The following is an 11,163-nucleotide window of genomic DNA, read 5'->3' as shown; positions in this document are numbered from 1 at the left end:
CTTGAGAAAAGGGACCAAAAGGTCCCTTTTTATCTCAAAAATCATGCAAGGATCCCACTATGCCGCAAAAGTGTACCGGCTTGAAGCTCACGGCGGCGCAGGGCCTCAGGCGGCAATCCCGCTGTGGCGTAGCAACGCATCGACCTTGGGCTCGCGACCACGGAAGGCACGGAACAGCTCCATCGGCTCCTTCGCCCCCCCCTTCTCCAGAATATGCTTCAGGAAGGATTGGCCGGTGGCCGGATTGAAGATCCCCTCCTCCTCGAAGCGGGAGAAGGCATCGGCAGAGAGCACCTCGGCCCACTTGTAGCTGTAGTAGCCCGCCGCATAGCCGCCGGCAAAGATGTGGGAGAAGCTGTGCTGGAAACGGTTGAACGCGGGCGGCGTCATCACAGCCACCTGGCTGCGCACCTCGGCCAGCAGGGTCAGGACCTGATCCGGGTTGGCCGGGTCAAACTCCTGGTGCAGGCGGAAGTCGAACAGGGCGAACTCCAGCTGACGCAGCATCTGCATGGCAGCCTGGAAGTTGCGGGCAGTCAGCATCTTCTCCAGCAGATCGGCAGGCAATGGCTCGCCGGTCTCATGATGGCCGGAGATAAAGGCCAGCGCCTCGGACTCCCAGCACCAGTTCTCGAGGAACTGGCTCGGCAGCTCCACCGCATCCCAGGCCACGCCGTTGATACCGGCAACGCCGGCCACGTCGATTTGGGTCAGCATGTGGTGAATGCCGTGACCGAACTCGTGGAACAGGGTGACCACTTCGTTGTGGGTGAACAGGGCCGGTTTGCCATCCACGGGGCCATTGAAGTTGCAGGTCAGGTAAGCCACCGGCTTTTGCAAGGATCCATCCTGACGGTAACGACGACCCAGGCACACATCCATCCAGGCACCGCCTTGCTTGTGTTCGCGGGCATAGAGGTCGAGATAGAAGCTACCGCGCAGCTCGTCTTCGGCATCGAAGATGTCATAGAAGCGCACATCCGGGTGCCAGGTGTCGATGCCGAGGCGCTCGCGCACCTTGATGCCAAACACCCGTTTCACTACTTCAAACAGCCCCTTCACCACCTTGCTGGCAGGGAAGTAGGGGCGCAACTGCTCGTCGGAAATGGAGAACTTGTGCTGCTTGAGCTTCTCGGCGTAGTAGGCGAGATCCCAGGCGGCCAGTTCACTCTGACCATGTTGCTCGGCAGCGAAGACGCGGATCTCCTCCAGCTCGGCCTTGCCTTGCGGCAGGGATTTGGCGGCCAGATCCGTGAGGAAGTTCACCACCTGTTCGGTCTTGTCTGCCATCTTGGTGGCCAGCGACAGCTCGGCGTAATTGGCAAAGCCAAGCAGCTGGGCCAGCTCGCGGCGCAGGGAGAGCAGCTCGGTCATGATGGCGGAGTTGTCCCACTTGCCGGCGTTCGGGCCCTGATCCGAGGCGCGGGTGGTGAAGGCCTCATACAGTTCGGCGCGCAGCTCGCGGTTGTCGGCATACATCATCACCGGCAGGTAGGAGGGAATATCCAGAGTAAACAGCCAGCCCTGCTGACCCTTTTGCTCCGCCAGCTGGCGGGCGGCGGCCTGCGCGCTCTGTGGCAGGCCGGTCAGTTCGGCCTCGTCGGCCACCAGCTTTTGCCAACCCTGGGTCGCATCCAGCACGTTGTTGCTGAAGCGGGAGGCCAGCTCGGAGAGACGGGCCTGGATTTCGCCGTAGCGCTGCTGCGCCTCGGTGGGTAGACCGATACCGGACAGGCGGAAGTCGCGCAGGGTATTTTGGATCTCCTTGCGCTGGGCGCCGCTCAGCAGCGGGAAGTCGTCGCTCTCGGCCAGCTCGCGATAGGCCTGATAGAGCCCCTCATGCTGACCGACATAGGTCTGGAATTCGGAGAGCAGCGGCAGACAGGCGTCATGGGCCGCGCGCAGCGCTTCGCTGTTGAGCACAGAGTTAAGATGGCTGACCGGTGACCAGACTCGCGCCAGGCGGTCATTCACCTCTTCCAGCGGCGCGATCAGGCTGTCCCAGGTATGGGGGTCACGCTGGGCCAGCACATCGCCGATCTTCTGCTTGCAATCGGCGATCGCCTGCGTCACGGCAGCGTGCACCTGATCGGGCTGGATCTGGCTGAAAGGGGGCAGCGAGTCCATTGTCAGCAAAGGGTTATTCATCCTGCGGTACCTCTAAATTCTCTACAGCCCCTGCCGTCCAGAAGCCTGCTTGGACCATCTAAGATGTAGGCAGAAACCTCATTAATCAAGCCTTTGCCGCCAAGAGGTGGGCCAGCTCCCCACTTTTAGCGAGAATGTGCTCATTAAATCGGCAACAAGGCAGCCAGAGACGACAATGCCGACCCGGAGGTCGGCATTGTGAGCGAAGGCATCAGCGTCTGGCGTCCTCCTTCAGCCACTGCGCCACGCGCTTGGCGAAGTAGGTGAGGATGCCGTCGGCACCGGCTCGCTTGAAGCAGAGCAGGGACTCCATGATGCTCTCCTTCTCCTTCAGCCAGCCATTCTGTATCGCCGCCATGTGCATGGCGTACTCGCCACTCACCTGATAAGCAAAGGTCGGCACGCCGAACTGATCCTTCACCTGACGGATCACGTCCAGATAGGGCATGCCCGGTTTGACCATGACGCTGTCGGCCCCTTCCTGAATATCCAGCGCCACCTCGTGCAAGGCTTCGTTGCTGTTGGCCGGATCCATCTGATAGGTAGCCTTGTTGCTCTTGCCGAGGTTGCCGGCGGAGCCGACTGCATCGCGGAACGGGCCGTAGTAGCAGGAGGCGTACTTGGCGGAGTAAGCCATGATCTGGGTGTTGATGAAGCCGTTCTCTTCCAGCGCAACACGAATCGCCCCGATACGGCCATCCATCATGTCGGACGGCGCGACGATATCGACCCCGGCGGCGGCGTGGGAAAGCGCCTGCTTCACCAGGATTTCCGTGGTGATGTCATTCAGCACATAGCCTTCGTCATCTATGATGCCATCCTGACCATGGGTAGTGAACGGATCGAGCGCCACGTCGGTGATGACACCCAGCTCGGGGAAGCGAGCCTTGAGGGCGCGGGTCGCCCGCTGGGCCAGCCCGTCCGGGTTGTAGGCCTCTTCCGCCAGCAGGCTCTTGCTCTGAAGCGGGGTCACCGGGAACAGAGCGATGGCGGGCACGCCCAGCTCTACCAGCTCTTCGGCTTCCGCCAGCAGCAGATCGATGGAGAGACGCTCCACCCCCGGCATGGAGGTGACGGCCTCACGGCGGTTCTCCCCCTCCAGCACGAACACGGGATAGATGAGATCGTTGACGGTCAGGACGTTCTCGCGCACCAGACGACGGCTGAAATCATGTTTGCGCACCCGGCGCAGGCGGCGACCCGGAAAGGCGCCCGGAAGAGTTGTAGCCATGAATCACTCCAAAAGAGGAAGTTGGAAGAACGCGGCGGAGGTGGCCCGGGTATGGGCCAGCAAGGCCTCGGGCGCTTCACCACGACAAGCCGCCACCACCTGGGCGATGTGCGGCAAAAAAGCGGGTTCGTTGCGTTTCGGGCGGGGTTTCAAATCCCGCGGCACCAGATAGGGGGCATCGGTTTCAATCATCAACCGACCGGCCGGAATGCGGGCTACCTGTTCGCGCAGCAGCTGGCCACGGCGCTCGTCACAGAGCCAGCCCGTCACCCCTATATGCAGCCCCAGTGCCAGACACTCGTCCAGCTCCTCGTCGGATCCGGTGAAGCAGTGCAGTACTGCGCCTGGCAGGCTGGGCAGCCAGGGACGCAAGATCTCGACAAAGCGGGCATGGGCATCACGGCAATGCAGAAACACCGGCATTGCCAGTTCGGCAGCCAACGCCAGTTGGGCATCGAATACCGCATCCTGCACCGGGCGGGGGGAGAAGTCGCGGTTGTAGTCGAGACCACACTCGCCGATGGCCACCACCTGCGGCAATGCCGCCAGCTCGCGCAGGGCGGGCAGGGTTGTCTCATCGACACTCTTGGCATCGTGGGGATGGACCCCGGCGGTGGAGAAGCAGTAACCTGGCCACAGAGCAGCCAAGTCAGCGCTTTCGCGGCTACCGGCCAGATCGGTGCCGGTCAGGATCAATGCCTCGACCCCGGCGGCGCGGGCACGCGCCACCAGTTCAGGCTGTTCACCGGCAAACTGGCTGCTGGTCAGGTTTAAACCGATATCGATCATGGGATGAGACGTTCCGAACAAAAGGAAGACATATCAGGTAGTTGAAAATCCTCTCCTCGATGGGGCATCACCATACGCCTCGAACGAGGGCATGAAAAGAGGAAGGGAGCCTCAGCTCCCCCCTTCCGCTTGTTCCTGTTGCTCTTCATCCTCTTTCTTCACATAGAAGCGGGCGAAGAACAGACCTATCTCCCACAGCGCCCACATCGGGATCGCGAGCAGGGTCTGGGAGAAGACATCAGGCGGCGTCAGCAACATGCCGACCGCGAACACCCCGACGATGACGTAAGGGCGTTTCTCCCGCAGGCTCTTGGGGGTGGTTACCCCGGTCCAGCACAGCAGTATGGTGGCCACCGGGATCTCGAACGCTACCCCGAACGCGAAGAACAGGGTGAGCACGAAGTCCAGATAGCTGGCGATGTCAGTCGCCACTGTCACCCCGGCGGGCGCGGTACTGGTGAAAAAGCCGAACACCAGCGGGAACACCACGTAGTAGGCAAACGCCATACCGCTGTAGAACAACACCGCCGTGGAGACGACCAGCGGCATGATGAGACGCCGCTCATGCTTGTACAGACCGGGGGCGATGAAGGCCCAGGCCTGGTAGAGCAGATAGGGGATCGCCACGAAGAAGGAGACCACCAGCGTCAGCTTGATCGGCGTCAGGAAGGGGGTCGCCACATCCGTCGCTATCATGCTGGTGCCTGCCGGCAACTGACTGAGCAGCGGCTGGGCCACGAAGTCATAGATATTGTTGGAAAAATAGATCAGCGCGATGAACACCAGCAGGATGGCCGAGATGGACCGTAGCAAGCGGGTTCTCAGCTCTACCAGATGGGTGATCAGGGGTTGTTCGGCCTGACTCATGGCTTCACCTCCCCTTGATCGACACGCGGGTCTGCACCCTGGGCAGGGATCATGGCGGTTTCCTCGTCATGAGCCGCCGTCACGGCTGGCTGATCGGGAGTCTCCTCCTTCACGGCTGGCTGATCGGGAGTCTCCTCCTTCACCTCGGCAGCAGCCGGGGCGGGGTGGATGCTGTTTTGCTGTTCGTAAGGGCGGGTCACCGATTGCGCGGCCGCTTTGAGCTGCTCGATAGACTCCTGCAGCTCGGGGCTCAGGTTGTTCATCTGCAACTGTTCGGCCTTCTTCAGGTCGTTGTGCAGCTCCTGCAACTTGAACTCCTGCTCCAGCTCGGACTTGACCGAGTTGGCAGTGCTGCGGATCAGCCTGATCCAGTGGCTGGCGGTACGGATCGCCACGGGCAGCCGCTCGGGACCGAGCACCACCAGGGCGACGACACCGATGACAACCAGCTCCCAGAAACCGATATCGAACATGGCTTAGGCCTGTTCTTTATCTTTCTGCTTGGCGGTCTCGGCACTATTGGCCGCTTCGTTCAACTGCTTGGGGGGAAACTCGGCATCTTTCTGATCCGGTTTGGCATCAGCAGCCGGCTCATCGGACAGCGCCTTCTTGAAACCTTTGACGGCCGCACCCAGATCGCCACCGATCCCGCGCAGCTTCTTGGTACCGAACAGCAGCACGACGATGACTGCGACGATCAACAATTGCCAAATACTGATACCACCCATGATATTTCTCCAAGTCCAAATTTGACGCTAAGGTGCGCACGTGTGTTATTAACGATCACGATGCTGATGCCAGCCCGTAATTACTTCAAAACTGACGCCAAACTGCACGCGTGTGTTATTGACGGGAGCGAGCCTTGAACCACCCCAGCAGCCAGCATAACCCTGTGCCGGCCAGGCTGAGTTGTCCCCACTCAATATATTGTTTTTGGGTCAGCAAGAATACACCCGCCAATAGCAGGCTGGCGCCAACCCCCAAGAGGTAGCGAGCCTGTCCCTGCCGACGGCTGTGACGGCGGAAATCGGCAAACATCTGGTCGAAGTGGCGCTGCTGGTGACGGGTCTGGCGCAGGGTCTCATAGACCAGCTCCGGCAATTCAGGCAGTTTCTCTGCCCAGAATGGCGCTTTCTCTTTAATGGCATTCCACACGGCTTTCGGCCCAACCTGCTCGTGCATCCAGTTTTCCAGATAGGGCTTGGCGGTCTGCCACAAGTCCAGCTGGGGATAGAGCTGACGCCCCAAGCCTTCCACATAGAGCAATGTCTTTTGCAACAGCACCAGCTGCGGCTGCACCGTCATGTTGAAGCGACGGGCGGTGTTGAACAGGTTGAGCAGCACGTGGCCAAACGAGATCTCGGACAGCGGCTTCTCGAAGATGGGCTCCAGCACGGTGCGGATGGCGAATTCGAACTCATCCACCTTGGTGTCTGGCGGTACCCAGCCGGACTCCACGTGCAACTCGGCCACCCGGCGATAGTCGCGGTTGAAGAAGGCGAGGAAGTTCTCTGCAAGATAGCGTTTGTCTTCCCGGGTCAGGGTACCGACTATACCGCAGTCGATACCGATCCAGAGCGGATTGTCGGGATGTTCATAGGAGACGAAGATATTGCCGGGATGCATGTCGGCGTGGAAGAAGCTGTCACGAAACACCTGGGTGAAGAAGACCTCAACGCCGCGTTCGGCCAGCAGCTTCATGTTGGTGCCGTTAGCCTCCAGTGCAGGAATGTCGGAAACCGGTATGCCGTAGATACGCTCCATCACCAGCACATGCTCACGGCAATGTTCGGTGAACACCTCGGGCACGTAGAGGGCATCGGAGCCGGTGAAGTTACGGCGCAACTGGATGGCGTTGGCGGCTTCGCGCATCAGGTTCAGCTCGTCGAGGATGGTCTTGCGATACTCTTCCACCACCTCGATGGGGCGCAGGCGCGCACTCTGGGGCACAAAACGGGCCACCAGACGGGCCAGGGTCTGCATCAGGCGCAGATCGGCCTCTATGACCGGCTCGATGTCGGGGCGGATCACCTTGATGACAATCTCGCGGCCATTCTCCTTCAATCGACCCGTGTGCACCTGGGCGATGGAGGCAGATGCCAGCGGCGTCTCGTCAAAGTCGTCGAACAGCGTCTCGACGGGGCAACCCAGGCTCTCCTCGATCTTGAGACGCGCCGCCTGACCACAGAAGGGGGGCACCCTGTCCTGCAACATGGCCAGCTCTTCGGCGATATCCGGCGGCAGCAGATCGCGCCGGGTCGACAGCATCTGACCGAACTTGATGAAAATAGGGCCGAGCGCCTCGAAGGCGAGACGAATGCGGGCACCGCGGCTGAGATCCGGTTGCTTGTTCTTGAGCCAGAACAAGGAACGACGGGCCAGACGACCCGGCCAGGGTTGATAGCGGGCGGGCACCAGTTCGTCGATGCCCTGCTCCAGCAGGATGGTGATGATGCGATAGAGGCGCTTGAACTCCTTCGGGGTCATCAGGCCACCTGCTGTTCGAAGCGGGCCAGTCGCAGCTCGACCGCTTTCATCTGTTGCGCCAGCAGTTCGACATCGTCGTTGAAGCTCGCCACCTCCAGCGGGCCGGGTGCGAGGCGGACCTCTTCGGTCAGATATTCCGCCAACTGGCTGCGGCTGCGGCACAGCTCGCGGCCGACCAGGCGGCGCGCCTGACGGGCACCACTGAACAGGGTGTGAGCCAGCACGTCGCCGGTATAGCGCGACAGTTCCTCTTCCCAGTCGATATCCAGCTCACCCAGCAGCACGCTGAATGCCTGTACCAGCTGGGGATCGCCGCTCAGATCCAGCTTCTCCTCACGGATATAGCGGGTCAGGGCGGACGGGTCTTTCAACAGGCCCAGCGCCGTCAGCGAAAGGCTGAGCACTGCATCGGCCTCGCCTTCGTGGCGGGCAAGCACATCCAGCCGGCGATCGGAGAAGACAAACCAGAGCGGCTTGAGCTCACGCAGCTCCAGCTTGAGCACCTTGCCCGTCAGCTTGCGCAACCGCTCGGGACTCTGCTTGTCGAGCGTCAGCAACTGGTTGAGGCTGGTTTCGATCACGGCGGTGACCATGGCATCCATCGGCATAGGCGACCTTAAAACTTGTAACCGCGGTGCAGGGCGACCACACCCTGGGTCAGGTTGTAGAACTCAACCTGCTCAAAACCGACATTTTCCATCATCCCTTTCAGGGTTTCCTGATCCGGATGCATGCGGATGGATTCCGCCAGATACTTGTAGCTTTCACCGTCGTTCGCAACGATTTCGCCCATTTTCGGCAGCAATTTGAAGGAGTAGAGATCGTACAGCTTGGCGATCACCTCACTGGCAGGCTTGGAAAACTCCAGCACCAGCAGACGGCCGCCCGGTTTCAGCACCCGGAACATGGAGGCCAACGCCTTGTCCTTGTCGGTAACGTTGCGAAGGCCAAAGCCAATGGTAATGACATCGAAGTGGTTATCCGGGAAGGGCAACGCCTCAGCGTTGGCCTGTACGTAGGAGACGTTGTTCGCCACCCCCAGGTTGCGCAGCTTGTCGCGGCCCACCTTGAGCATGGAGTCATTGATATCCGCCAATACTACCTGACCAGTCTCCCCGACGATGCGGGAGAACTTGGCGGTCAGATCACCGGTACCACCGGCCAGATCCAGCACCTTCTGGCCCTTGCGCACACCTGAGCAGTCGATGGTGAAGCGCTTCCACAGGCGGTGGATGCCGAACGACATCAGATCGTTCATCAGATCATACTTGGCAGCCACCGAATGGAAGACGCCAGCCACCAACGTTTCCTTGTCGGTCGCGGCCACGGTTTTAAAGCCAAAATGCGTTGTCGTAGTCTCTTCTGACATCCCTTAAACACCCATAGAGCAAAGAATGGTCGCCAGTTTACCAGAGCCAATGGCGTGCGGACACCTTAAACCCGGCTGGCGACCAACTGCATGCCCAGCAACACCATGGCCAGACAGAGGAAAAGGTTGAGGCCTATATTGAGTACCGCCTTCAGATAAGCACCCTGCTGGGCCAGCACCACAGTATCCAGTGCGAAGGAGGAGAAAGTGGTGAGCGCCCCGAGGATCCCCACCATCAGCAGCGGTTTCATCGGGTGTTCCATCACGTGACCCTGACTAATGAGCGCAAAGGCGATACCCATGATGAAAGAGCCCACCACGTTGACCACCAGGGTACCGTAGGGAAAATGGCGGCCCAGCAACAGCGCCATCAGCTCGGCGATACCAAAACGCAGGCAAGCACCGATGGCGCCGCCAGCGGCGACAAATAACCAGGTTTGCATAGGGCAGACTCCATAGTATCAGGCCAACATTATGCAAAATGTCGGCAAGCGGGGACAGCGGGGCAATTAATCGATATCGACCGCCTCAACGGCGAAAGTCGACCGGTTCGACCCGATCCAGGTGGAGCGAGGTCTGGGCTGGCTGGGTCTCGGCAATCACACGACCATGGCGAATGGAGTAGCGCACCGGCACCTGACGGCGCACCGCATCAAAGCCGTTCTCGGCGGGCAGGATCAGCAGGTTGGCCGGTTTGCCCACCTCGATGCCGTAGCGATCCTGCACATTCAGGGTGCGTGCGCTGTGGCAGCTGATCAGCTTGAGGCTGTCGTTGATCTGCTCGTAGCCCATGATCTGACACACATGCAGCCCCATGTGCAGCACCTGCAACATGTTGGCGGTGCCCATGGGATACCAGGGATCGAACACATCGTCGTGACCGAAGAAGACGTTGATGTTCGCCTCCAGCATCTCCTTCACCCGGGTGATACCGCGGCGCTTGGGATAGGTATCGAAGCGCCCCTGCAGGTGGATATTCACCAGCGGATTGGCCACGAAGTTGATGTCCGCCATCTTGAGCAGCCGGAACAGGCGGGAAGCATAAGCTCCGTTGTAGGAGTGCATGGCGGTGGTGTGGCTGGCGGTGACTCTATGGCCGATGCCGCGCTCGTAGGCCAGGGTCGCCAGCGTCTCGATAAAGCTGGACTGCTCATCATCGATCTCGTCGCAATGCACATCGACCAGAACCTGATACTTCTCGGCAAGATCGAAGATGTAGTGCAGACTTTCGACCCCATATTCCCGGGTAAACTCGAAATGGGGAATGGCGCCGATCACATCGGCACCCAGCTTGAGTGCCTCTTCCAGCAACGCCTTGCCGTTGGGGTAGGAGAAGATCCCCTCCTGCGGGAAGGCGACGATCTGCAGCTCCACCCACTCCTTCATCTCCTCCCGCACCTCCAGCATCGCCTTCAGGGCGACCAGATTCGGATCGGAGACATCCACGTGGGTACGGACGAACTGGATGCCGTTGGCGATCTGCCACTTCAGCGTCTGGATGGCGCGCTTTTTCACATCCTCATGTGTCAGCAGCGCCTTGCGTTCGGCCCAGCGCTCTATCCCCTCGAACAAGGTACCGGACAGGTTCCAGCTCGGCTCCCCGGCAGTCTGGGTGGTATCGAGGTGAATATGAGGTTCGATAAAGGGGGCTATGGCCAGACCCTCCTCCCCATCCAGCTCCCGGGTATACAGGAGGGGCAGGCTCATGGGAGCTATGGTCCGGATCAGGCCATCCTGGCACAAGACCTGCCACAACCCCTCCCTACCGGCCAGACGCACATTCTTTATCAGCATGTTTTTCTTCCTTTTTCTGACACTGATTACCTTTTCCAATCCACAACTTAGCTTGGATCAATTTAATAGAAAAGCGTTCATATTGAATACATATGAGACCGCCTCTATTGATAAACAGCAATAATAAAAGGGAGTTAATTGGGATGAAAGCAGGATTGACCGAGATCGGCAGCGCTAGTCTGACCTCGATCGGCAAGCATTGGGAATACAAACACAACGAACGACTGATCGCAGCGATCGAGATAGAAGCCTCGGGGCAGGCTCGCTTCTATCTCGATGCCAGACAGAGATTTGAGCCTGTAAATAATTCTGTGTAACTGCCCACTCCATTACAGGTGACCGTTCAGGCGATGAGTTATGGTCATTTCTGGTGTACGGAGGGATAGAAGAGGTGGCGTATCCTGCTGATTGATTCCCGCGAAGAATCTCAATCAACAGAGGTGATACGCCATGACTAATTCTACCCTCAGAGCCCTGC

The 11,163-nt window shown here is 59.6% G+C and carries 12 protein-coding genes; 1 reads left to right on the top strand and 11 read right to left on the bottom strand.

Annotation, left to right across the window (positions count from 1 at the left end):
• Positions 1-105: 105 nt before the first annotated feature.
• The 11 genes from prlC to GWQ22_RS14000 form a co-directional block, all read right to left on the bottom strand.
• Positions 106-2,148: an oligopeptidase A gene (gene prlC / locus GWQ22_RS14050; protein ID WP_275930685.1), complete on the bottom strand. Its 2,043-nt coding sequence runs from the start codon at positions 2,146-2,148 to the stop codon at positions 106-108.
• A 211-nt stretch (positions 2,149-2,359) separates the two neighbouring features.
• Positions 2,360-3,379 carry a porphobilinogen synthase gene (hemB, locus tag GWQ22_RS14045; RefSeq protein WP_275930684.1) on the bottom strand — a complete coding sequence of 340 codons (1,020 nt, stop codon included), beginning with the start codon at positions 3,377-3,379 and terminating at the stop codon, positions 2,360-2,362.
• A gap of 3 nt (positions 3,380-3,382) precedes the next feature.
• Positions 3,383-4,168, bottom strand: a complete 786-nt coding sequence (locus tag GWQ22_RS14040) for a TatD family hydrolase (RefSeq protein ID WP_275930683.1) — start codon at positions 4,166-4,168, stop codon at positions 3,383-3,385.
• 111 nt (positions 4,169-4,279) lie between these two features.
• A complete protein-coding gene (tatC, locus tag GWQ22_RS14035) occupies positions 4,280-5,035 on the bottom strand; it encodes a twin-arginine translocase subunit TatC (protein WP_108535839.1) in 756 nt (251 codons plus the stop codon).
• Positions 5,032-5,508: a Sec-independent protein translocase protein TatB gene (gene tatB / locus GWQ22_RS14030; protein ID WP_275930682.1), complete on the bottom strand. Its 477-nt coding sequence runs from the start codon at positions 5,506-5,508 to the stop codon at positions 5,032-5,034. The genes tatC and tatB overlap by 4 nt, the downstream gene beginning before the upstream one ends.
• 3 nt (positions 5,509-5,511) lie before the next feature.
• Positions 5,512-5,763 (bottom strand): Sec-independent protein translocase subunit TatA, encoded by a 252-nt coding sequence (tatA, locus tag GWQ22_RS14025; RefSeq protein ID WP_042036056.1) that lies wholly within the window; start codon positions 5,761-5,763, stop codon positions 5,512-5,514.
• 115 nt (positions 5,764-5,878) lie between these two features.
• Positions 5,879-7,522 (bottom strand): ubiquinone biosynthesis regulatory protein kinase UbiB, encoded by a 1,644-nt coding sequence (ubiB, locus tag GWQ22_RS14020; protein ID WP_275930681.1) that lies wholly within the window; start codon positions 7,520-7,522, stop codon positions 5,879-5,881.
• A complete protein-coding gene (locus GWQ22_RS14015) occupies positions 7,522-8,130 on the bottom strand; it encodes an SCP2 sterol-binding domain-containing protein (protein WP_108536548.1) in 609 nt (202 codons plus the stop codon). The genes ubiB and GWQ22_RS14015 overlap by 1 nt, the downstream gene beginning before the upstream one ends.
• A gap of 8 nt (positions 8,131-8,138) precedes the next feature.
• Positions 8,139-8,891, bottom strand: a complete 753-nt coding sequence (gene ubiE / locus GWQ22_RS14010; protein WP_042036051.1) for a bifunctional demethylmenaquinone methyltransferase/2-methoxy-6-polyprenyl-1,4-benzoquinol methylase UbiE — start codon at positions 8,889-8,891, stop codon at positions 8,139-8,141.
• Positions 8,892-8,956: 65 nt separating this feature from the next.
• The gene (crcB, locus tag GWQ22_RS14005; RefSeq protein ID WP_042036050.1) at positions 8,957-9,334 is read right to left on the bottom strand and encodes a fluoride efflux transporter CrcB; all 378 of its coding nucleotides are present in this window, start codon (positions 9,332-9,334) and stop codon (positions 8,957-8,959) included.
• A gap of 85 nt (positions 9,335-9,419) precedes the next feature.
• Positions 9,420-10,685, bottom strand: coding sequence for a cytosine deaminase (locus tag GWQ22_RS14000; protein ID WP_275930680.1), 1,266 nt, complete (start codon positions 10,683-10,685; stop codon positions 9,420-9,422).
• 143 nt (positions 10,686-10,828) lie between these two features.
• Here GWQ22_RS14000 and GWQ22_RS13995 point away from each other — a divergent pair, with 143 nt between their 5' ends.
• Entirely contained in the window at positions 10,829-11,002 is a 174-nt protein-coding gene (locus tag GWQ22_RS13995) for a hypothetical protein (protein WP_275930679.1), read from the top strand.
• Positions 11,003-11,163: the final 161 nt, after the last annotated feature.

The sequence above is a fragment of the Aeromonas sp. 1HA1 genome (assembly GCF_029237385.1).
Taxonomy (GTDB): domain Bacteria; phylum Pseudomonadota; class Gammaproteobacteria; order Enterobacterales; family Aeromonadaceae; genus Aeromonas; species Aeromonas popoffii.
The sequence above is the reverse complement of the archived record's forward strand: the minus strand, read 5'-3'. Positions and strand labels throughout refer to the sequence as shown.

Coding starts and splice junctions, on each gene's coding strand:
- prlC (WP_275930685.1), bottom strand. CDS start 2,148: ATGAATAACCCTTTGCTGACAATGGACTCGCTGCCCCCTTTCAGCCAG.
- hemB (WP_275930684.1), bottom strand. CDS start 3,379: ATGGCTACAACTCTTCCGGGCGCCTTTCCGGGTCGCCGCCTGCGCCGG.
- GWQ22_RS14040 (WP_275930683.1), bottom strand. CDS start 4,168: ATGATCGATATCGGTTTAAACCTGACCAGCAGCCAGTTTGCCGGTGAA.
- tatC (WP_108535839.1), bottom strand. CDS start 5,035: ATGAGTCAGGCCGAACAACCCCTGATCACCCATCTGGTAGAGCTGAGA.
- tatB (WP_275930682.1), bottom strand. CDS start 5,508: ATGTTCGATATCGGTTTCTGGGAGCTGGTTGTCATCGGTGTCGTCGCC.
- tatA (WP_042036056.1), bottom strand. CDS start 5,763: ATGGGTGGTATCAGTATTTGGCAATTGTTGATCGTCGCAGTCATCGTC.
- ubiB (WP_275930681.1), bottom strand. CDS start 7,522: ATGACCCCGAAGGAGTTCAAGCGCCTCTATCGCATCATCACCATCCTG.
- GWQ22_RS14015 (WP_108536548.1), bottom strand. CDS start 8,130: ATGCCGATGGATGCCATGGTCACCGCCGTGATCGAAACCAGCCTCAAC.
- ubiE (WP_042036051.1), bottom strand. CDS start 8,891: ATGTCAGAAGAGACTACGACAACGCATTTTGGCTTTAAAACCGTGGCC.
- crcB (WP_042036050.1), bottom strand. CDS start 9,334: ATGCAAACCTGGTTATTTGTCGCCGCTGGCGGCGCCATCGGTGCTTGC.
- GWQ22_RS14000 (WP_275930680.1), bottom strand. CDS start 10,685: ATGCTGATAAAGAATGTGCGTCTGGCCGGTAGGGAGGGGTTGTGGCAG.
- GWQ22_RS13995 (WP_275930679.1), top strand. CDS start 10,829: ATGAAAGCAGGATTGACCGAGATCGGCAGCGCTAGTCTGACCTCGATC.